Below are 24,663 nucleotides of genomic sequence, written 5' to 3'. Positions count from 1 at the left end.
TTCTCGGCGCAACCCGACCCTGGGTTGCGCCACGTCGGCCCGCTTCGCTAACGCAGCGTTTGTCCAGGTCTTAACGCGTCGATCGCACGCCATTCCCACGCACGCATGTCGCTTCACGAAAATCACGTCACGCTCGCCACCGCGCAGCCCGCCGCACATTCGCCCTGGCGCGCGCGCCTCGAACTCGGCTTCGTCAAACAGAATGAGCGGACGACGCTCGTGCATCGGCTGCACGACGGGCCGTTGCGCGTGCAGCGGCCGCTTTATCCCGAAGGCCACGCAATCTGCCATGCGGTGATCGTGCATCCGCCGGGCGGGGTGGCGGGTGGTGATCAACTCGATATTCAGGTGGATGTCGGCGCGAGCGCGCATGCTGTCGTGACGACGCCGGGCGCGACCAAGTGGTACAAGTCCAACGGACGCGCCGCGCATCAGCAGATTGCGGTGCGGGTCGGCGAGCACGCGAAGCTCGACTGGCTGCCGCAGAACAACATCGTTTTCGATCACGCGAATGCGCATCTGGATTTTTCGCTGACGCTGGCTGAAGGCGCTACCGCGTTGGGATGGGACGCGACGCAGCTTGGGCGGCAGGCGGCTGGCGAACGGTGGTCGGAGGGGCGCCTGAATGCCGTGTCGCGGATCGTCGGTACGCGCGGCGAATTGCTGTGGTTCGAGCGCGCGAGCCTCGACGCGAACGATGCGTTGCGCGACGCGGCCCAAGGCCTGGCCGGATTCCCTGCCTACGGGACGCTGTGGGCCGTCGGCCCGGCGTGCGACGACGCGCTCGCCGAATCGCTAACCGCGCAACTACCGTTCGACGACTCGCTACGCGCCGCCGCAAGCTGCGTGACGAACGGCGTGCTGCTGGTGCGCGCAGTTTCGCGTTCGATGGAGGCGCTGCAAAACGGGTTGACGCGGTGCTGGCTTCAACTCCGCCCGGTCGTGCACGGTGTCGAGGCTGTGCCGTTGCGGATCTGGTCGACTTGAACCGATCTCGCGCTACGGCGCGGCAAAAATGAAAACGGCCCGTTCAAAACTGGTCGCATCAAAAACGCTCAATGGGTTTGCGTACGCGCGTTACCCGAATCCGGGCGCGCGAGTCGACTGAAACAAATCGACTGAACGGCCCTGTCGCCCGAGCCGCATGGCCACCGCACCAAATCGGCCCATCCACACGCCTCGATCTGGTGCACTACTCTCGTAGAACCCCGCCAGACCGCCCTCGCACCGCCATGGCACATCCTTTGCATAATTTTACGAAGATGCTGCCGCGTCCTGACGGCAGCCACCGGCTCGTCACTTCCACCGCTCACACAACATGAAACGAACCACTCCTCGCTCGTTGCGTCGCGCGTTTCTCGTCGCGCTACTGTCCGTGCCTGTGATCGCGCACCTCGCCTTTCACGCCATCGCCGCTCACGCCGATACGCTCGACAACATCGCCAAGGCCGGCGTGCTGAAAGTGGCGGTGCCGGAAGACTATCCGCCGTTCGGCTCGGTCGGCCCCGATATGAAGCCGCAGGGCTACGACATCGACACCGCCGCGTTCCTCGCGAAGTCGATGAACGTGAAGCTCGAACTCGTGCCGGTCAACAGCGCGAACCGCATTCCGTATCTGCAGACCGGCAAGGTCGATCTGGTGATCTCGTCGCTCGGCAAGACGCCCGAGCGCGAGAAGGTGATCGACTTTTCGACCGCGTATGCGCCGTACTACCAAGGCGTGTTCGGCCCCGCCGACATCAAGGTCGCCGGTCCCGCCGACCTGACGGGCAAAACCGTCGGCGCGACGCGCGGCGCGCTCGAGGAAATCGGTCTCACGCAAATGGCGCCGAACGCGACCATCAAACGTTTCGAGGACAACAACGCGACCATCGCCGCGTTCCTGTCTGGCCAGGTGCAGTTGATCGCCGCCGGCAACATCGTCGCGGCCGCGATCATCGCGAAGAATCCGCCGCGCCGCCCGGAGCCGAAGTTCGTCATCAAGAATTCGCCGTGTTTCGTCGGTATGAACAAGAGCGAGCCGCGTCTGCAGCAGAAAGTGAATGCCGCGATTGCGCAGGCCCGCCAGGACGGCACGCTCAACACGATGTCGAAGAAATGGTTCGGCGCACCGCTGCCCGCCGATCTGTAACGCCCGTCATGCCATTTTGTAAGCACGCTGTTAGGCGGACTTGATACCGTGGCTAGCCCATCCGGCATCGCGCGTGTCGCGGACTCATCCCGTCATCCTGTGCCAGCACGTGATGACAGCCGCCACGCGCCGTGCCTAACATTGTCATTGCCCGTTCCGTGCGGAGCTGGCGCAACGACCGTCTTCAAGACGTCACCACTGAACGCAACCATTCGATGAAGCTGACACCTCGCGAGAAGGACAAGCTGCTGATCTTCACCGCCGCGCTACTCGCCGAAAGGCGCCGCGCCCGCGGCCTCAAACTGAACTACCCGGAAGCTATCGCCTTCATCACCGCGGCGCTGATGGAAGCCGCGCGCGATGGCAAGACCGTCGCCGAGGTCATGCACTACGGCACCACACTGCTCACGCGCGACGACGTGATGGAAGGCGTGCCGGAGATGATCCCCGACATTCAGGTGGAAGCCACGTTCCCGGACGGCACCAAGCTCGTCACCGTCCATCACCCGATTCCCTGATCACGCAATCATCCAAGAACCAAGGCACGCTCCATGATCCCCGGCGAACTCCTCACCGACGACGGCGAACACGAACTCAACGTGGGCCGCGCGACCGTCACGGTGGTCGTATCGAATACCGGCGACCGGCCGGTGCAGATCGGCTCGCACTACCACTTCTATGAAGTGAACGACGCGTTGTCGTTCGATCGCGAAGCGGCGCGCGGCTTCCGGCTGAACATCGCGGCGGGCACCGCCGTGCGCTTCGAGCCCGGCCAGGAACGCACGGTCGAGCTGGTCGAACTGGCGGGCGACCGCATCGTCTACGGCTTCAACGGCAAGGTGATGGGCAAGCTGTGATGCGCGCCACGCGCTCCGCTGCCTGCCCTGCTTACTTCGGACCCATACCATGACATTACGCATTGGCCGCCGCGCATACGCGGAGATGTTCGGCCCCACCACCGGCGACCGTGTGCGCCTCGCCGACACCGAGTTGCTGATCGAAGTCGAGCACGACTTCACGACCTACGGTGAAGAAGTGAAATTCGGCGGCGGCAAGGTGATTCGCGACGGCATGGGCCAGTCGCAACGCGTGCACGCCGACGTGGTCGATACCGTCGTGACGAACGCGGTGATTCTCGATCACTGGGGCATCGTCAAGGCCGACATCGGCATCAAGAACGGCCGCATCGCCGCGATCGGCAAGGCGGGCAATCCCGACATCCAGCCGAACGTGACGATTGCGATCGGCGCATCGACCGAAGTGATCGCGGGCGAAGGGCTGATCGTGACGGCGGGCGGCATCGATACGCACATCCACTTCATCAGTCCGCAGCAGATCGAAGAAGCGCTCGCGAGCGGCGTGACGACGATGCTCGGCGGCGGCACCGGTCCGGCGACCGGCACCAATGCGACGACCTGCACGCCGGGTCCGTGGCATATGGAACGCATGCTGCAGGCGGCCGACGGTTATCCGATGAATCTCGGCTTTCTCGGCAAGGGCAACGTGAGCCAGCCGCAACCGGCGCTGGAGCAGATCGCGGCAGGGGCCATCGGCCTGAAGCTGCACGAAGACTGGGGCACGACGCCCGCCGCGATCGACAACTGCCTCAGCGTCGCCGACGACACCGACACCCAGGTCGCGATTCACACGGACACGCTGAACGAAGCAGGTTTTGTCGAAGCGACCGTGGCCGCGTTCAAGGGCCGCACGATCCACACGTATCACACCGAAGGCGCGGGCGGCGGTCACGCGCCGGACATCATCAAGGTGTGCGGCGAGTCGAACGTGCTGCCGTCGTCGACCAATCCGACGCGGCCGTACACGATCAACACGCTCGAAGAACATCTCGACATGCTGATGGTGTGCCATCACCTGGACCCGTCGATTGCGGAAGACATCGCGTTCGCCGAATCGCGGATTCGCCGCGAAACAATTGCCGCCGAAGATATCCTGCACGACCTCGGCGCGCTGTCGATGCTGTCGTCGGATTCGCAGGCGATGGGCCGGGTCGGCGAAGTGATTATTCGCACGTGGCAGACCGCGCACAAGATGAAGGTGCAACGCGGCGCGCTGCCCGAAGACAGCGCGCGTCACGACAATTTCCGCGCGAAGCGCTATGTCGCGAAGTACACGATCAACCCCGCCATCACGCACGGCATCGCGCATGAAGTCGGCTCGATCGAGCCGGGCAAGTGGGCCGATCTGGTGTTCTGGGAACCGGCATTTTTCGGCATCAAGCCGTCGCTGATCCTGAAGGGCGGCATGATCGCGATGGCGCAGATGGGCGACCCGAACGCGTCGATTCCGACGCCGCAGCCGGTGCATTATCGCGAGATGTTCGCGACGCGCGGCGGCGCATTGGGGCGCACGTCGCTGACCTTCGTGTCGCAAATGGCCGCCGATGCGGGCGTGGCCGAGCGTTATGGCTTGAGCAAGCGTATCGTCGCGGTGAAAAATTGCCGCAATATCTCGAAGGCGGACATGATTCACAATGCGTGGCGTCCTGCTATCAGCGTCGATCCCGAGACGTACCAGGTGATCGCCGATGGGCAACTGCTGACCTGCGAACCCGCCACCGTTCTGCCGATGGCGCAACGCTACTTCCTGTTCTGACCATGCGTACTCTCGACAAATTGCTGGCGCCGCATCTGAAGCTCGCGCCGGTGCTGGTGAAGCGGGCGCCGAGCTTGACGCTCGCTTTCGACGAGCGCCGTAAAAGCCGGCTCGCCGCCACGCTCGACAGCGGCGAAGAAGTCGCGCTGCTGTTGCCGCGCGGTACGGTGCTGCGCGACGGCGATGTTCTGGTGGCGGACGACGGCGGCCTCGTGCGTGTGGTCGCCGCGGCGGAAGCTGTGCTGGTCGTGCGCGCGAAAGATGCGCTGACGTTGACACGTGCCGCGTATCACCTCGGCAACCGGCACACGCCGGTCGAAGTCGGCGCAGATTATCTGAAGCTCGAATACGATCCGGTGCTGGCCGATATGCTCAAGCGAATCGGCGCGACAGTCGATCAGGTGTCGATGCCATTCCAGCCGGAATCCGGCGCTTACGGCGGCGGTCATAAGCACGGTCACGACGAGACCTTCGCTGAAGACTATGCGCTCGCGCAGCAGGTGTTTGGTGAGCATCACGGGCATGGGCACTCGCATGAGCATGGCCACGCATCGCACAGTCACTCGCACGACCACGGCGATCACAAACACGACGGCCACGTCCACGACGAATCCTGCGGCCACGCGCATCACCACCATGCGCATCGCTGAACTCACTGCACTGCTGCATCTCGCGTCGCCGGCGTTGCCGATCGGCGCGTTCAGCTACTCGCAAGGTCTCGAAGCGGCCATCGAAGCGCAACTGATCACCGATGCCGATTCCGCTCGCGACTGGATCGCGAGCGGCCTCACCGACGTGCTCGCACGCGGCGAGTTGCCGTTTCTCGCGCACCAAATGGAACGCTGGCGCTCGCACGACGCAGCAGGTCTCGCCGAAGCCAACCGCGAATTCCTCGCGAGCCGCGAGTCGGCGGAATTGCGGCGTGAGACCGAACAGATGGGCTGGTCGCTGCGGCAACTGTGTGCATCGCTCGAATGGGGCGACGCGGACCGACGCGCGACACTCGCGTCGATGACGCCGCTCGCACAGCCCACCGCGTTCGCTTTCGCCGCCTACGCACACGACGCCGCCACCGACGCCACCCTCGCCGCCTACGCGTTCAGCTGGGTGGAAAACCAGGCGGCAGCCGCGTTGAAGGCCGTGCCTCTGGGACAACTCGCGGGGCAGCGGATCATCGTCGCCTTGCGCGGACCGATCGACGCCGCCGTCACGCGCGCGTTGGCTACGCCGCCGGCCAACATCAACACGTTCGCGCCGCAACTCGGCATTCTGTCGGCGCGCCACGAGTCGCAATATTCGCGGCTTTTTCGCTCATAAATCGATCCATCATGAACGCACCTCATCATCCCGCCTCACGTACGAAAAAGCTGCCGCCGCTGCGCGTGGGCGTCGGCGGACCGGTCGGCTCGGGCAAGACCACGCTGCTCGAAATGCTCTGCAAGGCGATGCGCGATCAGTACGACCTCGTCGCGATCACCAACGACATCTATACGAAAGAAGACCAGCGTCTGTTGACCGTGGCGGGTGCGTTGCCCGCTGAGCGGATCATGGGCGTCGAAACGGGCGGCTGCCCGCATACGGCGATTCGTGAAGACGCGTCGATCAACCTCGAAGCGGTCGACCGCATGCTGACGCGGTTTCCGGATGCCGATATCGTGTTCATCGAATCGGGCGGCGATAACCTCGCGGCGACGTTCAGCCCGGAACTGTCGGATCTGACGATTTACGTGATCGACGTCGCGGGCGGCGAGAAGATTCCGCGCAAGGGCGGCCCCGGCATTACGAAGTCGGATCTGCTGGTGATCAACAAGACGGACCTCGCGCCGATGGTCGGCGCGAATCTCGACGTGATGGCCTCAGACGCGAAGAAAATGCGCGGCGAGCGGCCTTTTGTGATGTGCAATCTGAAGGCGCTGGACGGCCTGGATGTCGTGGTGAAGTTTATCGAGAAGAAGGGATTGTTGAAGGTGTGAGGTGACAGCATGGGCGTCTGATTGCGCCCGTGTTGCCGAAAGCAGCGGTAGCGAGCCTGGCGACCGCAGGTGACTAAAGGGGCGCTTGTATCGCGCCCCTTCGCCCCTCTGCCGTCACTCCGGCAACACCGCCATCAACACGTCCACCGTCCGCGCCGTCGCGCCGCGATGACGCGCGGCGAACGCCGAAGCCGCGCCGCCCATTGCCAGCCGCCGCGCCTTGTCGCCAAACAGTTCGCGCAACGCACGCGCCAGATCGGCGGGGTCCTGAACCTGTAGCGCCGCGCCCGCCGCGACCGCATCCGCCGTCGCCTGGGTGAAATTGAACACGTGCGGCCCGATCAGCACCGGCACGCCCACCGCGCACGCCTCGATCAGATTCTGCCCGCCCAGCGGCAACAGACTCCCGCCGATAAACGCCAGATCCGACGCCGCGTAGTAAGCGCCCAACTCGCCCATCGAGTCGCCTAACAGCACGTTCACGTCGGCGGGCAAAGCGGGCACGCCGCCAGTCGACGTCACCGCCGCCGACGCCACCTTCGCATCCGGCGCCCAGTTCGAGCGACGCTCCACGCGCAGCCCCGCCTTGCCGGCCAGCGCCGCGACTTCGTTAAACCGCTGCGGATGGCGCGGCACCAGAATCAGCAGCGCATCGTCGACGTTGAGCGCGGCGAACGCCTGCAGCACCAGCTCCTCTTCGCCTTCGCGCGTGCTCGCCGCGACCCACACCGGCCGCGCGCCAATCGCCGCGCGCCATGCATGGCCGCGTGCGACCAGCTCCGGCGGCGTACTCATATCGAACTTGAGATTGCCGAGCACCGCGACATTGCGCGCGCCGAGCGAGGTCAAGCGCTCCGCATCCGATGGACTCTGCGCGAGCACACGCGCAAAGCCGCCGAACACGTCTTTGGTCGCGCCGCCAAACTTCGCCGCTCGCCTGAAAGAACGCGCCGACATCCGCGCATTGGTCAGCACGAGCGGCACATCCGCGCGACGGCATTCGTCGATCAGCGTCGGCCACACTTCGGTTTCCATCACCAGACCGAGCGACGGCCGCCATGCGCGCAAAAAGCGCCGCACCGCATGCGGCATGTCGTACGGCACGTAGCAGCGCAATACGCGATCGCCGAAGATCTCCGTGCCGGTTGCACGGCCGCTCGGGGTCATGTGAGTCAGCAGAATGCGCGCGTCGGGACGAGCCTTCAGCAACGCGTCGATCAACGGCTGCGCGGCCCGAGTCTCGCCGACCGATACCGCATGCACCCAGATCAGCGGTGCGTTGTCTTCCGGCAAGCGGCCGCGCGAATAACCGAAGCGCTCGCCGATATGCTCGCGATAGCCGCGCTCCTTGCGCGAACGGATCAACAGACGCAGCACCGCAATCGGCGCGATCAGCCACCAGAGCGCGTTGTAAATCATCCTCAGCATGAGCGCTCCACGTGGTTGAAGCGCTTAACCGCACGCGCCGCCGATGCAGCCCATGCCAATGCCAACGCCAACGCCGTAGCCGCCGACCCGCTCCGCCCACCCGCTCCAAAGACCGCGGCGCTCAAACCAGCGCCCTGCCCTTCAGGCGCTCGAGAATGCCAAGCGGCGCGCACTCGGGCTGCGCCATCGCCTTGACCGGCAGGAAGAAGGTCTGCTCCAGCATGAACTGGCCGGACATCACCGCATGCGACGTCTGATCGGAGAAACACACCCACACGCAGCCCGGCGGAAACGGCATGGTTTCTTGCGGACTCGACTTCTGATAGTCGAGATCGGCCTTCATGCCGTCGTGCAGATTCAGCATCAGATGGTCGTATTCGCTGCGCGGCGATTTGGTCACGTGCAGCAGATTCAGCAGCCACGCGGAGCCGGGCATTTGCGGCTTGATGCGCGGCAGGAAGCGTTTGGCCATGTCTTCGAACGGCTCGCCCACGCGCCACACACGCGGCGCGCCATGCGGATTGACGTTGGTGAACACGCGCAGAATGCGCTCGCCGTAGTTGGGCCGCGACGGGAAAGCATCCACGTGCAGACGGCTATCGTCTTTGCGCCACGAGGTTTCGCGTGTCTCGACCTGATGCAGCCGCAGGCTCGTCGGCGCGACTCGCAACTTGCCGTTGTATTCGGGGAAAAGTCCGTCGACCAGCGTGCGCGCATTGGACTGATAACGCGCGATCAACGCACGCACCGCCGACTGCGTCACCGCATCGCCTGCCACGCCATGCAACGCGCCGCCATTCGGTTCGAGACTGATGTTCTTGCGATTCGGATCGGCCAGTTTCGGATCGAGCAGCGCGGTTTCGCCGCCTTCGATCGCAAAACGCAGATTTGGGAAGTACAGCACTTTGCCGCGTTCGACGCCGGCGAGCAGCGTCTCGCGCGGCACGGACAGGTGCTGTCCGTGCCAGTCGGCGTTCGCTACTTCGATGATCTGGGTTTCGTTCATGGTCGCCCTTGAGAACGGATGGAGCGTAAGGTGAAGCGCGCCGGCGGATGTTGTCGTTTTACAGCAGGCCGAAACCGGCCAGCGCCGACTTGACCTGTTGCAGCGTAGGCGACTGCCCGGCCGAGCCGAGATTGACGACGTTCGGCGACCAGTAACCGCCGGTGCGCCACGCGGTCGAGAAATTGTACAACTCGACCGTGGGCCGCTTCAGCGCTGCGGCGATGTGAACCAGACCTGTGTCAACTCCGACGGTCGCGGCCGCGCCTTCGATCAGGCCGACCACCGCGGGCAGCGACAGCTTTGGCGGCACGATGGCCGCCGCGCCAAATTCCTTCGCGAGCCGCTCGCTGGTCGCGCGCTCTTCTTCGCTGCCCCACGGCAACACGATCGACGCCCCGCGCCGCACCAGCGACTGGCCGAGTTCGATCCACGCGGTATCGGGCCACTGCTTGTCGGCGCGCGACGTGGCATGCACGAACACCACATAAGGCACCGGCAGGTTCAGATTCGCCTCCGACAACGCCAGCGCCGCGCGCCCGGTATCGAGACCGAAGTCGATCTCGTCGGTGGGTTGCGGCTGCGGGTCGTTCAGCGCCGCGGCCACCAGTTGCCGCGTGCGTTCGACCACGTGCGTGCGCGGCTCGATCGGCACGCGCCGGTCGTAGAAGAAACGCACCGGCCATTCGAAGCCCGCGCCGTCGGTGCGATTCGCGAGGCCGACCACCGGCCCGCGCGCCATGCTCGCGACCCACGCGGTCTTGATCAAGCCCTGGCAGTCGATCACGAGATCGTAGTTCTCGGCAGCGAGCGCACGGCGGAATGCGCCGATCTCGCGCCAGTTCGCCGCCGACAGAATGCGCTTGCGCCAACGCCGCAGCGAAACGGGAATCGCGCGATGCACGCCCGTGACGAGTTGCACGAGGCCGACGAAGCTTTCTTCGACGAGCCAGTCGATCTGGGCATCGGGATGGCGGCGTCGGATATCGGCGATCACCGGCATGTTGTGAACGACGTCGCCCAGTGACGACACCCTCACGATCAGTATCTTTTGCACGCTCAAGAGAGGGAAAACCGGCTATCCGGCCCGAAGATGCGTTGAAAGAGTTCCCAGCCCGCGCGCTTCGCGCCAGGCTCCTTAAGGATGAAAAACCCGGGATATCCCGGCGTTTTTTCACGAGGACCGCAATTTTAACGCGTCGTATGTGATTCACATGAAAAAACGCGGCGCGGTAAGTGAAACCCGCGCCGCGTTTGGCTATGACGGCGGTTCGACCCGAACCGCGCAGTCGGTGCTGAAACGCCTGAACGTTGATAACGTTTAGAACGGCAGCTTCGCGTCCGCTTTCTCCGCGAGAATCACGCGGCGGAAGTCTTCCTGGATGCGCTTGAGCGCTTCGTCGCTGTCGGCTTCGAAACGCATCACCACGACCGGCGTGGTGTTCGACGAACGCGCGAGACCGAAGCCGTCCGGGTACTCGACGCGCAGACCGTCGATCTTCAGCACGCTGTCCGCGCCGGTGAATTGGGCGTTCTGCTGCAGACGCGCGATCAGTTCGAAGTTTTCGCCTTCTTCGAGCTTCAGTTGCAGTTCCGGCGTGGAATTCGAGTTCGGCAGCGAGTTCAGCAGCTTGCTCGGGTCTTCGACTCGCGTGAGGATTTCGAGCAGACGCGCGCCCGTGTACAGGCCGTCGTCGAAACCGTACCAGCGGTCCTTGAAGAACACGTGGCCGCTCATTTCGCCCGCCAGCGGCGCGCCGGTTTCACGCAGCTTCGCCTTCACGAGCGAGTGGCCGGTCTTCCACATCAGCGGTTCGCCGCCCTTGTCCTTCACCCATTTGGCCAGGTTGCGCGTGCACTTCACGTCGTAAATGATCTGCGCGCCCTTGTTGCGCGACAGCACTTCTTCGGCGAACAGCATCAGCTGACGGTCCGGGTAGATGATCTGGCCGTCTTTGGTGACGACGCCCAGGCGGTCGCCGTCGCCGTCGAACGCGAAGCCGATTTCAGCGTCGGTTTCCTTCAACGCGCGGATCACGTCCTGGAGGTTTTCCGGGTGAGCCGGGTCCGGGTGATGGTTCGGGAAGTTGCCGTCGATCTCGGTGAACAGTTCGACCAGTTCGCAGCCGAGCTTTTTGAACAGCTTCGGCGCGAGGCCGCCGGCGACGCCGTTGCCGGTATCGACGACGATCTTGATCGGGCGCGCGAGCTTGATGTCGCTCGTGATGCGGTCGAGATAGGCGTCTTCGATGTCGTATTCGGTGTACGTGCCGCTACCGTCGCTGAAGTTTTCATCGACGATGCGCTGATGCAGCGCGAGGATCTGTTCGCCGTAAATGGCTGCGCCGCGCAGCACCATCTTGAAGCCGTTGTAGTCGGGCGGATTGTGGCTGCCCGTCACGACGATGCACGAATCGACACGGCGTTCGCCGCCATCCAGCTGCAACGGCACGCTGGCCGCGAAGTAGCCGACCGGCGTCGGCACCATGCCGACGTTGACCACGTCGACACCGGCCGCACGCAGACCGTCGGACAACGCCTGAATCAGCTCGGGACCCGACAGACGGCCGTCGCGCGCGACCACCACCGCGTCGCCGCCTTGCGCCCGCACTTCGCTGCCAAACGCGCGACCGATGGACCGCGCGGCGTCGGCGTCGAGCGTCTTGCCGATTACGCCGCGAATGTCATACGCCTTGAAAATGGATTTGGAGATCATGTTGGCTCACTTGCGTGCAATGGAAAATTTTGACCGGCGTACCGGGATTGAATCGGTAAAAATCGCGCTGAGACTTATGACAAGACTCACGATGAAACCAGAGCTGAAAACTGCCGATAAAACCCTGCGATACGCCCTTGCCGGAAGCGATCCGGTTCCAACTTATAATTGCGCTTTTCGGACTGCCTGATAGCGCCATTCTAATGCTTAGACGCCCTCCTTTTGTTAAGTTGCCGCGACAGTCGGCCAGGTGGGCAAACGCGCAAACTGCCGCTGTGTATTGCACCGCACAGCGCACCGCACAACGCACCGCACAGACCCTGCCGGCGGACCGGGCGGCGAACGGATGCTGACGCTCAAACGCTTCGCCAATCCCGACGTCACACGCGCCTTTACGAACATCGTCTGGCTGGGCCTCGAAAGGCTCACGCAGATCGGCGTGGCGATCGTGATCAGCGGGATGCTGGCGCGTTACTTCGGAGCCGACGTATTCGGCAAATGGCAATACGCCAATACGCTGCTGCTGGTGCTCTCGCCGATCACCTGGGTGTGCGGCGCCGAAATCCTCGTACCGACCATCGTCAACCGTCCGCCCGCACAACTCGGCACCGTGCTCGGCAGCGCTTTCGCGTTGCGCTTTTCGGTGTCTGTTGCGGCGCTGCTGCTCACGTGGCTCGGCATCGCCCTGCACTTCTTCGATCCGCTGGTCGGCGCGATGCTCGCCGGCCTCGCGGTGACCATGCTGTTTCGCGAACCGTTCGTCGGCGTGATCAACGCGTGGCTGCAAAGCATGACGTACAGCAAGCCGCAGTTGCTGACCAGCATGAGCACCGCCGTGCTCAAGGCGGCCTGCGTCTATCTGCTGGTGCGCGCGGCGGCTACGCCCGCACGCTTCGGCTGGCTGTGGGCGCTCGAATCCGCCGCCATCGGCGCCGTGCTGCTGATCTATTTCATCCGGCGACACGGCGGTCAACTCGGCTGGCATCTCGACCGCTCTCTGTTCAAACATTTCGCCAGCGCCGGCACCGTGTTCTGGCTCGGCCTGATCTGTATGTATCTGTTCCTGAAACTCGACCGCCTGATGCTCGAACGCGCGATCAGTTTCGCGGACCTCGGCCGCTATTCCGCCGCGCAGCAGTTGAACGAAAACTGGATCACGCTCGCGTTGATGCTCGCGCAAACCATCGCACCCGCTTTCGTCTACCGCGTGCAGGACGCCGCGCAACTGCGCCGCAACATGTGGCGCCTCACCGCGATGACCGCCGTGTTGATGGTGAGCGGCGCGATCGTGCTGGACCTGCTGGCCGGCCTGATCATTCGACGCGTGTTCGGAGCCGACTTCGAAGGCGCGATCGAGATCTTCCGCTGGGCCGTGTGGCTGTCCGTGCCTGCCGGCATCGAAGCGATCGGCAATCTTATCGTGTTGAAGTACCAGGCGAAATTCGTCCTGCTGGCCAAGTGGCTGTTCGCGCTGGCCGTCGCGTTCGCGGTCAATCTGCTGACAATCCCACGGCTCGGGGCTTACGGCGCGCTGGTCGGGCTCGCGGTGGGCTATCTGGCGGCGGCGTCGGTTAATCTTTATTACATCCGTTTCAAATTGCGCTCATGACGACTGCATCCGCCACCGCGCAAATATCGCTCGACGATGTTGCCGTACTCATGCCCGCGTACAACGGGCAAGCCGATGTCGATCTTACGCTCGCCTCTTTCGATGAAAGTGCGCTGGTGCACGTACTGATCGTCGACGACGGCAGCACGCCGCCGATCGTCGCGCCGTCCATCGGCAATATGCGGATCGATGTGCTGCGCATGCCGCAGAACGGCGGCATCGAACGTGCGTTGCAAACCGGTATCGACGCGCTCGCGCAGCGCGGTTTCCGCTATGCCGCGCGAATCGACGCGGGCGATCGCAGCGTGCCGCAGCGGCTCGCGAAGCAGCGCGTGTTCATGGAACTGCATCCGCACGTGGCCGGGCTCGGCATGTGGACGCAGGTCGTCACGCGCGCGGGCGAGCCGCTTTTCATGCTGACGCCGCCGGCCGAACCGGCCGCGATTCGCCGCATGCGCTTTATGCGTTCATGCCTCGCGCATCCTTCGATGATGCTGCGTATCGAGGCCGTGCGCACAGTCGGCAACTATCGCGCGGAGTATCGTTCCGCCGAAGACCTCGATCTGTTTGTGCGTCTGATGGAACGCTACGATTGCGCGAATCTCCCGGAACTCGGGCTCTACTACGAACTGAACGAAGGCGGCATCAGCGCGACCAAACGGCGTCGTCAGATCATGTCGACGCTGCGTTTGCAACTGCGCTACTTCAACGTCGCGAACCTGTACGACTGGCTCGGGCTCGCGAAGAACCTGCTGCATCTGGTGACGCCGTATCGCGCGTTGCAGCGGGTCAAACGCGTGATGCTCGCGCCGCGAGCGAGCCGCTAGCGCATGTATCTCAAGCATCACCCGCTTCACACTCCACTCATTTTTCGCCTAACCGCCGGTCCCGTTCCGCATGAAGCCTGCCCTGAAGTCGACGCCCGCACTGCGCATTACACTCGTCTGTAACACCGCGTGGGCAATCTATACGTATCGGCAAGGGCTGATCCGCATGCTGGTCGGCCGCGGTGTCGACGTGACGGTGCTCGCGCCGCGCGACCGCACGTTCGAGCTGCTCACCGCGATGGGTTGCCGCTGCATCGAATTGCCGGTTGCCTCGAAAGGCACGAGTCCGCGCGACGACCTTCACACGCTGTACTCGCTGTACCGTCAATATCGGGCAATCCGTCCGCATGTCGTGTTTCACTACACGATCAAGCCGAATATTTACGGCTCGATCGCGGCGAAGCTGGCGGGCGTGCAGTCGGTGGCGGTCACGACGGGGCTCGGCTACGTGTTCATCCAGCAGAGCCGCGCCGCAGAGGTCGCGAAAAAACTGTATCGTTTTGCGTTCCGTTTCCCGCGCGAGGTCTGGTTTCTGAATCGCGACGATCAGGCGGCGTTTGTCGACGGAAATTTGTTGGTGCATCCTGAGCGTGCGCGTCTGTTGCACGGCGAGGGTGTCGATCTCGAACAGTTCGCGTTCACGCCTCTGCCCGAGCGCGCCGATTTCCGCTTCGTGCTGATCGGGCGGCTCTTGTGGGACAAGGGCGTCGGCGAATACGTGGATGCGGCGCGGCGGCTGCGCGAACGTTACCCGCACGCGCGCTTCCAGTTGCTCGGGCCGGTCGGCGTCGACAACCCCAGCGCCATCACGCGCGACGAAGTGGCCGCGTGGGAACGCGAAGGTGTCATCGACTATCTTGGCGAGGCGCACGACGTGCGGCCTTTTATCGCCGATGCCGACTGCATCGTGCTGCCGTCGTATCGTGAAGGCGTGCCGCGTACGCTGATGGAAGCGTCGGCGATGGGCCGGCCGATCGTCACGACCGACGTGCCCGGCTGCCGCGAGGTGGTGGCCGAAGGCGTCAACGGATTGCTGTGTGAAGTGCGCAACGCGGAGAGTCTTGCTTCGCGTCTTGCGCAAATGCTCGACATGAGCGGCGCCGAGCGCCGTGCAATGGCAGAACGCGGCCGACAGAAAGTCGCGGAAGAATTCGACGAACGGGTCGTCGTCGAAACGTATAAAGACCTGGTGCAGAAAATGACGGGCGTTTTACTTTAACGGAGCAAACAGCATGACCACGAAGGGCACGATTCTGGTAACGGGTGGCGCGGGTTTCATCGGCTCGCACACCTGTGTCGAATTGCTCAACGGCGGCTATGACGTCGTGGTAATCGACAATCTCGTGAACAGTAACCGCGAATCGCTGCGGCGCGTGGAACAGATCACCGGCCGCGCCGTGACCTTCTACCAAGAAGATGCACGCGACGAAGCCGCGCTCAACCGCATTTTCGACGCGCACCCGATCACCGGCGCGATTCACTTCGCCGCGTTGAAGGCGGTCGGCGAGTCGGTCGCAAAGCCGATCGATTACTACAGCAACAACGTCGGCAGCCTGCTGGCGCTGCTCGGCGTAATGCGCGATCGCAACGTGAAGCAGTTCGTGTTCAGTTCGTCGGCAACGGTCTATGGCGTGCCGAAAAGCTCGCCGATCGACGAATCGTTCCCGCTGTCGGCCACCAATCCGTACGGGCAGTCGAAGCTGATCGCCGAGCAGGTGTTGCGCGATCTGGAACTCGCCGATCCGTCGTGGCGGATTGCCACGTTGCGCTACTTCAATCCAGTCGGCGCGCACGAGAGCGGTTTGATCGGCGAAGATCCGGCGGGCATTCCGAACAACCTGATGCCGTATGTCGCACAGGTGGCGGTCGGCAAGCTTGAAAAGCTGCGCGTGTTCGGCGGCGATTATGAAACGCCCGACGGCACCGGCGTGCGCGACTACATCCACGTGGTCGATCTGGCGCGCGGGCACCTTGCCGCGCTCGACGCGCTGGTCAAACGTGATGCGAGCTTCGTGGTGAATCTCGGCACGGGTCAGGGCTATAGCGTGCTGGATGTCGTGCGCGCATTCGAGAAGGCGTCGGGTAAGCCGGTGCCTTACGAGATCGTCGCGCGCCGTCCGGGCGACGTCGCGTCGTGTTTCGCCGATCCGGCGGCCGCCGAGAAGATCATTGGCTGGCGTGCGCAGTACGGCATCGAGCGGATGTGCGCGGATCACTGGCGCTGGCAGTCGAGCAATCCGCGCGGCTTTGCGTGATTGGCTGAAAAGGCACGGGCACTGGAGCGCACGCTGAGTGCGCTCCAGTGCCCGGTGCTGTCACGACGGTTTTACTTCACCGCCTCACGCGGATAAAAATACAGGCCCGCGACGTTCGCGGCGCTGACCAATCCCTCTTTCGGCACCGCCGACACCAGAAAGCGACCGCTGGCATTGCGGATCTGATCCGGCGTGCAACGCGCGGCCTTCGTGAACAGAAGCTGCCAGTTATCCGCGATACAGAACGGCGTGCTGCCTTGGCGTCGCGCATACGCTTCCACACCGACCAGCGTCGGCCATAACCGCTCCAACTGCGAGCCGTCGAGATCGAAGACGAGCCTGTTTGCTCCGCCTGCCAGCTTGTTGATGGCTGCGTACGCGGCGGGAATTTGCGGCTCGTCGTATTGCGCGACGTTTTCGGGAATCTGATGAATGCGCAGCGCGGTGAACGCACACGCGAGAACGCAGACGACCGCCGCGACGCGCGTGTTCGCGACCGTCACGTTGTCCACTAGGCGCTTGAGCAACAACGTCAGCGCGAGCGCGGGAATCGCGTAATAAAAAATGCCGACGTAAGTCAGAGATAGATCGTCGACGCCGAATACGGCATAGAAGAGGAAGCCGGCTGTCGCGCTCGCCAGTGCCAGCGCCAAGGCCCGCTCGGGGGCGACGCGGCCTTCGCTGTCTCGCGCGGGATTGTTCGTGACCAGCACCGCGCAAACCACCGCGCCGAACAGGATGCCAAACAGGCCGTTATTCCAGAAGAGGCCCGCAAAGCGCGCGGCATCTGCGGGGCGGTTTGCATGATGCGCATGCGCGAACGTGGCGTAGTCAGCGATCGGGCCAGGAAAGTGCAGAACCGTCTGGATGGCGAGCGGCAGAAGAAACAGCGCCACGATCGCCACCGAGACGGCGACGATCGGCCAGTTCCGCGTGAGATAGGCGCGGCTCAGCAGCCAGGTGCCTTGCGCATTCGCCTTCGTCCCCACCCACGCATTCGCGATGAGCGCACAGACAAGCATCACCGCCGTCACGCCGACAAACGATACATGTCCGTTCAACAGGAAGCCGAGACTCACGGCGAGCAGCACGAGGCCGTCCGCGCGCCCCATGATCAACGCGGCGACGGCCACGGTGAAAGCGGCAAACGCGAAGTAGTACATATGCGGAAACCAAGGTCCCGCGAATGCCTGGAAATTGAGGTAGCCGGTGACGCCGGCAAACAGCGCGGTCGTGATCACAGCGCTCGCGAGCGAGCCTTGCATCCGCCGTAACAGCGTGCCGATGGCGACGATCCAGAAGCCGGAAAGCAGCGCCACCGCATAAATCTGACCGGCAAATGGCGAGACGGTCAAATGGGTCAGATCGAAAAATATCGACTCCCCCGCTGCCAGCACATACAGAAGCGCGGGACCGGGATGATTGAAGCCGACCCGCGAATAATGGCCGACGAGAAGATGCAGATGCCGCGCATCCTGCACCAGCAACGAGTTGGCTGCGAAATCCCCAATCTCGTGAAGCGGGACCGACGCATAAGTCCGCCCGAACACGATGATGAACAGCGCGATGCAAAGCACCGGGGCGCAAAAAGCCAGCCACTTTTTCAGCATGGACCACCTGTTTTCGTTTCTTATCGCACCTCGCTGTGATGCGGCGCCGGTGTATCGGCGGCGAGCGAAGGCGGCTATGGAAAACAGGATTCTAAAGTAGCGGTGAGTGCGAACCGGGTGGGGATTGTGCTGAACGCGCGGTGACGACGTTGCGTTTGAGTCGCGTGCAGGTCGCGTTCGGCCCGCCAGCCTCTAGCCGGCTGCGCGGGCGAACATGGGCAACCGCGGGCAAACGTGGCCAAACGCGGCCCATGTCATGGATGCGCCGCCGCAGCGGCGCAGCTTCTCAATGGCCCGTTCAGGCCACCATCGCATCGCTTGCATCGAGCTGGAACACCGACACCGCATCGCGCAGTGCAACCGCATGCTCCTCCAGCGTCTTCGCGGCCGCAGCAGCCTGCTCCACCAGCGCGGCGTTGTGCTGCGTCACCTCGTCGATCTGCGAGACGGCCTTGTTGACCTGTTCGATGCCGTCGCTCTGCTCCAGTGCCGATGCCTCGATTTCGCTCATCACGCCGGTCACGCGTTCGACCGCGCTCATCGCTTCGTGAATCGTCTTCTGCGCGGCGGATACGAGCGACGCGCCCTCTTCGACCTTCGACGCCGATTCGCCGATCAGCTCCTTGATCTCCTTGGCCGCCGCGCCCGAACGCTGCGCGAGGCTGCGCACTTCCGACGCCACCACCGCGAAACCACGCCCCTGCTCGCCAGCGCGCGCCGCTTCGACCGCCGCGTTCAGCGCGAGAATGTTGGTCTGAAACGCGATCCCCTCGATCATGCCGATGATCTCCGTCACCTTGCGCGACGATTCGCTGATCCGGTCCATCGTTTCGGTCACGCGCGACACCACCGTGCCGCCGCGCGTCACCGTGTCCAGCGCACCGTGCGCGAGACGGTTGGCCTGCTTCGCGTTGTCCGCGTTCTGCTTCACCGTCGCCGACAGTTGCTCCATGCTCGCCGCCGTCTGCTGAAGCGCCGCCGCCTGCTGCTCGGTACGCGCGGACAGGTCCGCATTGCCCGCCGCGATTTCGTTCGCGCCCTGGGTAATCGCGCTCGTGCTGCCGCGCACCTTCGCGACCGTCTGCACGAGGCCGTCGCGCATCGTCGTCAGCGCGCCGAGCAACTGGCCCATTTCGTTACGCGATTTGACCTTGATCGTGCTCCTCAGATCGCCGGAAGCAATCCGCTCGAAATGCTTGACGGTCGCGTTGACCGGCTTGATCAGCGCCGCCGACAACGCGATCCGCGCCACCACGCCAATCACGAGCGCGATCACGCCGACCACCGCGAACAGCAGCGTCGCGAACTGGAAGTGACCCGCAGCGGTGATGGACTGCTGATGCTGTGTGTCGATCTGCGCGCGTTCGAGTGCGCCGATGGCTTTCGCATAGGTCGCGTAGAAGCTGTTCGCCGTATCACCCTGAATATTGCGGAATGTATTGAAGTCGAAATCGGTGAGCGCCTTGAACTCCGGCTCGATCGCCTTATCGACGAGTGCCGAGCGGGCTTGCTCGACGCTTTGCGCGAGCTTGCGTTCTTCGTCGCTGGCAAACGGGCCGGCCATGTAGTTGCGGAAATCGTTGTTCGATTCGACCAGCACCTTGTGCGCAGCCGGCAACAGGTCGTCGGTCTGCTTGCCGACGCTGAACAGCGTCTGATACGTGCCCAGCGCAAGCTGCACCTGCAACAGCTTCTCGGAACTCGCCTTCAGATGCGAGAGCGCGGCGGCATTGCGCTGCGTGGCATCGAGGCTGCCATTGGCAAGCTTGAGCGCACCGTAACCGACGCCGATCACGGTTAGAAGGAACGCGACGAAAACGCTGATGACCAGCGTCAATCCGCCACGAATGGTGATGTTGTTAAGCATGGGGTCTCTCTCTCCGGAACGTCTTATAGAACTGCGGCAAAGCAGCGGCCGTGTGCGTACCTGGTCTTGTTGTGCATAACTTACACTTCGCCGCATCCAGATTAACGACCTCGCCGGACTCGGCCTGCATAGGTGAAATCCATAACTGGCGCGGCTTTTCAGGCAGTTCCGGCTTCACTATCTGGGATATCTCGCGCATTCGATGGCGCGCGCTGCAACTCGCCGCTTTCTGGGCGTCAGCGGTTTCGTTTGTATAATTCGGCGTCTTCGCTCAGGCCCACTTTCATGCTTAGTTTTGCGCTCGGCTTTCTCGTTTCACTGCTGATCACGCTGTTGATCGTGCGCTATGCGCATCTGCATGAAAAATTCTCCACCGACACCGATCTGGCCGGCGTCCAGAAATTTCACGTGCATCCGGTGCCGCGTATCGGCGGAACGGGGATTCTGCTCGGGCTGATCGTGTCGGCCGTGCAGTTGCATCACGCGTATCCGGCCGTGTCGGGCGGCATTCTCGGGCTGATCGCGTGCGGCATGCCGGCGTTCGGCTCCGGCCTCGTCGAAGACCTGACCAAGCGCGTGTCGCCGCTCGCCCGTCTCGTCTGCACGATGGCGGCTGCCGCGCTCGCGTTCTGGATCCTCGATATCGCGGTCACGCGCATCAGCGTGCCGCCGCTCGACTTCCTGCTCTCGTACGCGGCAATCTCGTTCGTGGTCACGGTGCTGGCGGTCGCGGCGCTCGCGAATGCGATCAACATCATCGACGGCTTCAACGGTCTTGCGTCGATGGTCGCGTTCATGATGTTCGCGTCGCTTGCTTACGTGGCGTTCCAGGTGTCCGATCCGATCGTGCTGTCGGCGTCGTTCATGATGATGGGCGCGGTGCTCGGATTCTTCATCTGGAATTTCCCGGCGGGGCTGATCTTTCTCGGCGACGGCGGCGCGTACTTCATCGGCTTCATGCTCGCCGAGCTGTCGATCATGCTGGTGATGCGCAACCGCGACGTGTCGGCGTGGTATCCGGTGCTGCTGTTCATGTACCCGATCTTCGAGACGTGCTTCTCGATCTACCGCAAAAAATTCATTCGCGGGATGTCGCCGGGCATTCCCGACGGCGTGCATCTGCACATGCTGGTCTACAAGCGGCTGATGCGCTGGGCGGTCGGCACGCGCACCGCGCGCGAACTGACGCGCCGCAACTCGCTGACGTCGCCGTATTTGTGGCTGCTGTGCCTGATCGCAGTCGTGCCGGCGACGTTGTTCTGGCGGCATACGCTGCATCTGTTCTGCTTCGTGGTGGTGTTCGCGGCGACTTATGTGTGGCTCTATATGAGCATCGTGCGGTTCAAGTCGCCGAGGTGGATGGTGGTGCGGAAGACGAAGCGGTAAAGCGCAGGACCGGAGCTTTGTCCGCGTCAATGCGCTAACACTGATCCAGGGCTAGTCGCATTCCTCGCGGCATAGAACCACATCATTGAAAACTGAAGCGTGAAGCCAGCGGCGACAGCAATGACAAGTGCGCCGACCGGGAAGTACGACGGCCTACACGCGCTGGCAGGTGACTAATGCAAATTACGCGGCTTTGGATTCACCAACCACGACGCTAAGAGCCGTCGAAACTTGAGCAAGGATCGCTGCGCGTTTACTGATGAGAATGACAGGGGCTCAGGCGAGGCTGAACCCTCATTCGGATTCTGATTTCCTGACGGGCAGGATTCTTCCTCACCCGGTCCCTATGAAGCTCGCGTCGATGCTGGAACGCTGCGCAACGACGTGGCGGCCGCCGGCTGGTATTCAGGTACCCAGCGGCGCAGGTCGCGGCGCACTTCCTCGTCGTTTAGTACGCGGTGCTGCATTAGCCACGGCAACAGTTTGTCCAGCAAATCGTCGGCGACCTCGCGTGCACGAGCCGTCCGCAGTTTGGGATGCGGCGTGCGTGTCGTCGTCTCGTCGCAAGCCAGCAGTTCTTCGTAGAGCTTTTCGCCGGGGCGCAAACCGGTAAAGACAATTCTGATCTGCTCTTCGCTAAAGCCGTACAGGCGAATCAGGTCGCGAGCGAGATCAACGATCTTCACTGGCTCCCCCATATCGAGAATAAAAATTTCGCCCCCATGCCCCATGCTCGACGCTTGCAAGACGAGTTGTGACGCTTCCGGAATGGTCATGAAGAAGCGCGTTATCTCGGGGTGTGTCACGGTAACAGGACCACCCTTCGCAATCTGCTGCTGGAACTTCGGGATCACACTGCCCGCACTGCCAAGGACATTTCCAAACCGCACTGTTTCGAACTGCGTACGCGAACTTGTTTGCTGCAAAGCCTGGCATGCCATTTCAGCCAGACGTTTGCTTGCCCCCATGACATTGGTCGGATTAACCGCCTTGTCGGTCGAGATCAGCACGAAATGCTTTACGTCATGACGAATCGCGGCACGGCCCACGCGGTAAGTGCCGAGCACGTTATTCCGGACGGCTTGCCACGCGTTCTGTTCTTCCATCAGAGGGACGTGCTTATACGCCGCCGCGTGAAAGACAATGTGCGGCGTGTGGCGCAACATCACATGATCGAGCAACAGGGAATCTTTCGCATCACCGATTACCGGAATTACCGGCACGTCAGGAAAACGCTCCTGCAATTGTTCAGTCAGTTTATAAATCGCGAATTCGGACAGATCATAGGTGATCAGTTGCGCCGGCTGGAAGCGCAAAATCTGGCGACACAACTCTGAGCCAATCGACCCACCCGCCCCAGTGACCATGACTACCCGGTCCCGCAGTAGCGCTTCGACGTGGGGCGTATCGATATTAATCGTGTCGCGTCCGAGTAGATCCTCGAGGTCGATCTGCCGTACACGCGACAGAAACCCCTGACCTTGCGTCACGTCGGTCAGAGCTGGCAACACAAGTGCACGCACCCCGGCACGGACACACAGCGTTGCCACGCGACGCTGCACATCTACCGAAGCCGACGGAATAGCGATGATTGCATATTCAGTTTTGAGCTGTTCGGCCCAGTGCGACAAGTCACTAATTGAACCGAGTACCTTGTAGCCATAAATTTCCCGCCCGTGCTTGGACACATCGTCGTCGAGGAGGCCGACCAGGCGCCACTCGCTTGAACGGGATAACTCACGTGCGAGGCTCGCGCCTGCGTTCCCCGCTCCCAGCACCACCACCGGCTTACCCTGTGCGATGAGACCGCCGTACAAATAGAACTCTTTGGTCGCGCGATACAGCGCGCGGGAGCCACCCATGGCGAGAAACAGCAATAGCGGCGATACCAACAGCACCGAGCGCGGCACGATCGGTATTGGCTGGACCAGCACTGACACAACCATGGTGACCAATGCGCCGCCAGCCACGGCTTTTGAAATGCGCACAAGATCGGGCAAACTCGCGAAGACCCACATTCCGCGATAGAGACCGAAGATTCTGAACATGATGCCGTAAGCCGGCAGCACCCAAAGGAGCGAGTGCAGCGCCCCAGGTCGGAACTCTGCCGGGACCGAGCCGTTGAAGCGAATAATGTACGCAGCGAGCCACGAAGCGGTCACCGCGCACAAATCAAATAGAAAAGCGCCGATAGATAGCCAAGTGGCCTTATTTCGTAGCATCAACGCCATACCTCAATTGTCGGACAGTGTTGAATGGAAACGGCGCCAGCGCAGATCGATTAACGCGCCGGCTGCTGCTAGAACGACGATCCAACAAGCCAGCACACATGCCTGAAAAATCGCCGGGCGCCCAAGCGCAGATACAGCAAATATTATGCCTATCACCATTGTTGCGTACCATGCCAATGCCGTCCTTGCGTGTCCCATGCCGGAACGCACCATTCGTTGATAGTAGTGCTCGCGGTGAGCTAGCCAAAATTTTTCGCCGCGCAGCAGCCGTCGGGCCAACGTGATCGACGCATCCGCGATGAACGGTGCGAACACAAGGATTGGAAACCAGACAGGCCAAACTCCGCCGCGCCAGCCCCAGTAGCCAAGCGCGCCGGCCAGAAAACCTAACGAGATCGAGCCCGCGTCGCCTAAAAAAATTCGCGCCGGATGGAAATTAAACCACAGGAAGCCAAGTGCGGAGCCGGACACAGCCGTCGCAGACCACGCCAACGCCGGCAAGGGATGGTCGCTCAGCAGCGCGCCCGCGGCATAGCCGGCAAAGCCAAACAGCGCCATGCCGCCTGCCAATCCGTCGGCACCGTCCATGAAGTTGTAAAGATTCACCAGCCAAATCATCAAGAACGCAAGAATTGCCAAAGCCCACCACGGCGCGGCCGCTGGGAAAAGCGTAACCAGCGCGCCGACGGCGATGAGGTGTGCAGAAAATCGCACGCGCGCCGGCAGTCCGCGGCGGTCGTCGATCTGGGAGACGGCAGCCAGAAAAGCCGTGCCGAGTGCCGCACACCACAGACCAGGTGCCAGCAACAACGTCGCGGCAACAGCCACCGGCACGATGCCCAAGCCGCCGACGCGAGGTGTCGGAGTCACATGCAGCGAACGGTCGTTCGGAACGTCCGTTGCCAGGCGCCATGCCATGCCGCTCTTAAGGAGCGTCCACAGAATGACGGCACATGCGCAGGCGGTCCCGAGCGCGATCAGCGTGACGGCGGCCCAGGTGGGCAAAGTGAAAAT

The 24,663-nt window shown here is 62.8% G+C and carries 21 protein-coding genes; 13 read left to right on the top strand and 8 right to left on the bottom strand.

Translation table 11 applies throughout. The annotated features are described in order from the left end of the window. The first annotated feature begins 105 nt into the window (after positions 1–105). From ABH945_RS14070 to ureG, 8 genes are all read left to right on the top strand, one after another. Positions 106–987 (top strand): urease accessory protein UreD, encoded by an 882-nt coding sequence (locus ABH945_RS14070; RefSeq protein WP_429250885.1) that lies wholly within the window; start codon positions 106–108, stop codon positions 985–987. 331 nt (positions 988–1,318) lie between these two features. Further along, complete coding sequence (locus tag ABH945_RS14065; protein ID WP_429250884.1) at positions 1,319–2,131, top strand: transporter substrate-binding domain-containing protein; 813 nt, start codon at positions 1,319–1,321, stop codon at positions 2,129–2,131. A gap of 215 nt (positions 2,132–2,346) precedes the next feature. Then, positions 2,347–2,649, top strand: a complete 303-nt coding sequence (ureA, locus tag ABH945_RS14060) for an urease subunit gamma (protein ID WP_011487082.1) — start codon at positions 2,347–2,349, stop codon at positions 2,647–2,649. Positions 2,650–2,682: 33 nt separating this feature from the next. Continuing rightward, positions 2,683–2,988: an urease subunit beta gene (locus tag ABH945_RS14055; protein WP_074763253.1), complete on the top strand. Its 306-nt coding sequence runs from the start codon at positions 2,683–2,685 to the stop codon at positions 2,986–2,988. A gap of 49 nt (positions 2,989–3,037) precedes the next feature. Next, positions 3,038–4,744 (top strand): urease subunit alpha, encoded by a 1,707-nt coding sequence (gene ureC, locus ABH945_RS14050; protein WP_429250883.1) that lies wholly within the window; start codon positions 3,038–3,040, stop codon positions 4,742–4,744. 2 nt (positions 4,745–4,746) lie between these two features. Continuing rightward, positions 4,747–5,394: an urease accessory protein UreE gene (ureE, locus tag ABH945_RS14045; protein WP_429250882.1), complete on the top strand. Its 648-nt coding sequence runs from the start codon at positions 4,747–4,749 to the stop codon at positions 5,392–5,394. Continuing rightward, positions 5,381–6,061, top strand: coding sequence for an urease accessory protein UreF (locus ABH945_RS14040; RefSeq protein ID WP_074763250.1), 681 nt, complete (start codon positions 5,381–5,383; stop codon positions 6,059–6,061). Before ureE ends, ABH945_RS14040 begins: the two co-directional genes overlap by 14 nt. 11 nt (positions 6,062–6,072) lie before the next feature. Then, positions 6,073–6,717 carry an urease accessory protein UreG gene (gene ureG / locus ABH945_RS14035; RefSeq protein WP_201641704.1) on the top strand — a complete coding sequence of 215 codons (645 nt, stop codon included), beginning with the start codon at positions 6,073–6,075 and terminating at the stop codon, positions 6,715–6,717. Positions 6,718–6,831: 114 nt separating this feature from the next. On the opposite strand, the gene waaA is transcribed toward ureG, so the two are convergent. The 4 genes from waaA to ABH945_RS14015 form a co-directional block, all read right to left on the bottom strand. Beyond that, positions 6,832–8,145, bottom strand: a complete 1,314-nt coding sequence (gene waaA, locus ABH945_RS14030; RefSeq protein ID WP_429250881.1) for a lipid IV(A) 3-deoxy-D-manno-octulosonic acid transferase — start codon at positions 8,143–8,145, stop codon at positions 6,832–6,834. Between the two features lie 121 nt (positions 8,146–8,266). Then, positions 8,267–9,151 carry a Kdo hydroxylase family protein gene (locus ABH945_RS14025; RefSeq protein ID WP_074763247.1) on the bottom strand — a complete coding sequence of 295 codons (885 nt, stop codon included), beginning with the start codon at positions 9,149–9,151 and terminating at the stop codon, positions 8,267–8,269. Between the two features lie 58 nt (positions 9,152–9,209). Further along, positions 9,210–10,211: a lipopolysaccharide heptosyltransferase I gene (gene waaC / locus ABH945_RS14020; RefSeq protein ID WP_074763246.1), complete on the bottom strand. Its 1,002-nt coding sequence runs from the start codon at positions 10,209–10,211 to the stop codon at positions 9,210–9,212. 258 nt (positions 10,212–10,469) lie between these two features. After that, complete coding sequence (locus ABH945_RS14015) at positions 10,470–11,864, bottom strand: phosphomannomutase/phosphoglucomutase (protein WP_074763245.1); 1,395 nt, start codon at positions 11,862–11,864, stop codon at positions 10,470–10,472. Positions 11,865–12,210: 346 nt separating this feature from the next. On the opposite strand from ABH945_RS14015, the gene ABH945_RS14010 reads away from it, so the two are divergent. The 4 genes from ABH945_RS14010 to galE all read left to right on the top strand — a co-directional run bounded on the left by ABH945_RS14010 (position 12,211) and on the right by galE (position 16,555). Then, the gene (locus ABH945_RS14010; RefSeq protein ID WP_429250880.1) at positions 12,211–13,473 is read left to right on the top strand and encodes an oligosaccharide flippase family protein; all 1,263 of its coding nucleotides are present in this window, start codon (positions 12,211–12,213) and stop codon (positions 13,471–13,473) included. After that, positions 13,470–14,300, top strand: a complete 831-nt coding sequence (locus ABH945_RS14005) for a glycosyltransferase (protein WP_429250879.1) — start codon at positions 13,470–13,472, stop codon at positions 14,298–14,300. Before ABH945_RS14010 ends, ABH945_RS14005 begins: the two co-directional genes overlap by 4 nt. A 70-nt stretch (positions 14,301–14,370) precedes the next feature. Next, positions 14,371–15,519: a glycosyltransferase family 4 protein gene (locus tag ABH945_RS14000; RefSeq protein ID WP_429250878.1), complete on the top strand. Its 1,149-nt coding sequence runs from the start codon at positions 14,371–14,373 to the stop codon at positions 15,517–15,519. Positions 15,520–15,532: 13 nt separating this feature from the next. Beyond that, entirely contained in the window at positions 15,533–16,555 is a 1,023-nt protein-coding gene (gene galE, locus ABH945_RS13995; RefSeq protein ID WP_429250877.1) for a UDP-glucose 4-epimerase GalE, read from the top strand. Between the two features lie 71 nt (positions 16,556–16,626). Here the strand turns inward: galE and ABH945_RS13990 are convergent, their stop codons facing one another. Both ABH945_RS13990 and ABH945_RS13985 read right to left on the bottom strand, forming a co-directional pair. After that, entirely contained in the window at positions 16,627–18,165 is a 1,539-nt protein-coding gene (locus ABH945_RS13990; RefSeq protein ID WP_429250876.1) for a hypothetical protein, read from the bottom strand. A 298-nt stretch (positions 18,166–18,463) separates the two neighbouring features. Then, on the bottom strand, positions 18,464–20,032 hold the full coding sequence (locus tag ABH945_RS13985) for a methyl-accepting chemotaxis protein (protein ID WP_429250875.1): 1,569 nt from the start codon (positions 20,030–20,032) through the stop codon (positions 18,464–18,466). Positions 20,033–20,317: 285 nt separating this feature from the next. Here ABH945_RS13985 and ABH945_RS13980 point away from each other — a divergent pair, with 285 nt between their 5' ends. Further along, complete coding sequence (locus ABH945_RS13980) at positions 20,318–21,418, top strand: MraY family glycosyltransferase (RefSeq protein WP_429250874.1); 1,101 nt, start codon at positions 20,318–20,320, stop codon at positions 21,416–21,418. A gap of 344 nt (positions 21,419–21,762) precedes the next feature. On the opposite strand, the gene ABH945_RS13975 is transcribed toward ABH945_RS13980, so the two are convergent. Both ABH945_RS13975 and ABH945_RS13970 read right to left on the bottom strand, forming a co-directional pair. Next, the gene (locus ABH945_RS13975) at positions 21,763–23,640 is read right to left on the bottom strand and encodes a polysaccharide biosynthesis protein (RefSeq protein WP_429251099.1); all 1,878 of its coding nucleotides are present in this window, start codon (positions 23,638–23,640) and stop codon (positions 21,763–21,765) included. 12 nt (positions 23,641–23,652) lie between these two features. Continuing rightward, complete coding sequence (locus ABH945_RS13970) at positions 23,653–24,663, bottom strand: MraY family glycosyltransferase (protein ID WP_429251098.1); 1,011 nt, start codon at positions 24,661–24,663, stop codon at positions 23,653–23,655.

This window comes from Paraburkholderia sp. GAS333 (assembly GCF_050435665.1).
Lineage (GTDB): Bacteria > Pseudomonadota > Gammaproteobacteria > Burkholderiales > Burkholderiaceae > Paraburkholderia > Paraburkholderia fungorum_A.
Note: the sequence above shows the minus strand (reverse complement) of the source record. Positions and strands in the feature narration are given on the sequence as shown.

Coding starts and splice junctions, on each gene's coding strand:
- ureA (WP_011487082.1), top strand. CDS start 2,347: ATGAAGCTGACACCTCGCGAGAAGGACAAGCTGCTGATCTTCACCGCC.
- ABH945_RS14040 (WP_074763250.1), top strand. CDS start 5,381: ATGCGCATCGCTGAACTCACTGCACTGCTGCATCTCGCGTCGCCGGCG.
- ABH945_RS13985 (WP_429250875.1), bottom strand. CDS start 20,032: ATGCTTAACAACATCACCATTCGTGGCGGATTGACGCTGGTCATCAGC.
- ureE (WP_429250882.1), top strand. CDS start 4,747: ATGCGTACTCTCGACAAATTGCTGGCGCCGCATCTGAAGCTCGCGCCG.
- ABH945_RS13990 (WP_429250876.1), bottom strand. CDS start 18,165: ATGCTGAAAAAGTGGCTGGCTTTTTGCGCCCCGGTGCTTTGCATCGCG.
- ABH945_RS14015 (WP_074763245.1), bottom strand. CDS start 11,864: ATGATCTCCAAATCCATTTTCAAGGCGTATGACATTCGCGGCGTAATC.
- ABH945_RS14005 (WP_429250879.1), top strand. CDS start 13,470: ATGACGACTGCATCCGCCACCGCGCAAATATCGCTCGACGATGTTGCC.
- ABH945_RS13975 (WP_429251099.1), bottom strand. CDS start 23,640: ATGCTACGAAATAAGGCCACTTGGCTATCTATCGGCGCTTTTCTATTT.
- ABH945_RS14070 (WP_429250885.1), top strand. CDS start 106: ATGTCGCTTCACGAAAATCACGTCACGCTCGCCACCGCGCAGCCCGCC.
- ABH945_RS13980 (WP_429250874.1), top strand. CDS start 20,318: ATGCTTAGTTTTGCGCTCGGCTTTCTCGTTTCACTGCTGATCACGCTG.
- waaA (WP_429250881.1), bottom strand. CDS start 8,145: ATGCTGAGGATGATTTACAACGCGCTCTGGTGGCTGATCGCGCCGATT.
- galE (WP_429250877.1), top strand. CDS start 15,533: ATGACCACGAAGGGCACGATTCTGGTAACGGGTGGCGCGGGTTTCATC.
- ureC (WP_429250883.1), top strand. CDS start 3,038: ATGACATTACGCATTGGCCGCCGCGCATACGCGGAGATGTTCGGCCCC.
- ABH945_RS14010 (WP_429250880.1), top strand. CDS start 12,211: ATGCTGACGCTCAAACGCTTCGCCAATCCCGACGTCACACGCGCCTTT.
- ABH945_RS14055 (WP_074763253.1), top strand. CDS start 2,683: ATGATCCCCGGCGAACTCCTCACCGACGACGGCGAACACGAACTCAAC.
- ABH945_RS14065 (WP_429250884.1), top strand. CDS start 1,319: ATGAAACGAACCACTCCTCGCTCGTTGCGTCGCGCGTTTCTCGTCGCG.
- ABH945_RS14000 (WP_429250878.1), top strand. CDS start 14,371: ATGAAGCCTGCCCTGAAGTCGACGCCCGCACTGCGCATTACACTCGTC.
- ABH945_RS14025 (WP_074763247.1), bottom strand. CDS start 9,151: ATGAACGAAACCCAGATCATCGAAGTAGCGAACGCCGACTGGCACGGA.
- ureG (WP_201641704.1), top strand. CDS start 6,073: ATGAACGCACCTCATCATCCCGCCTCACGTACGAAAAAGCTGCCGCCG.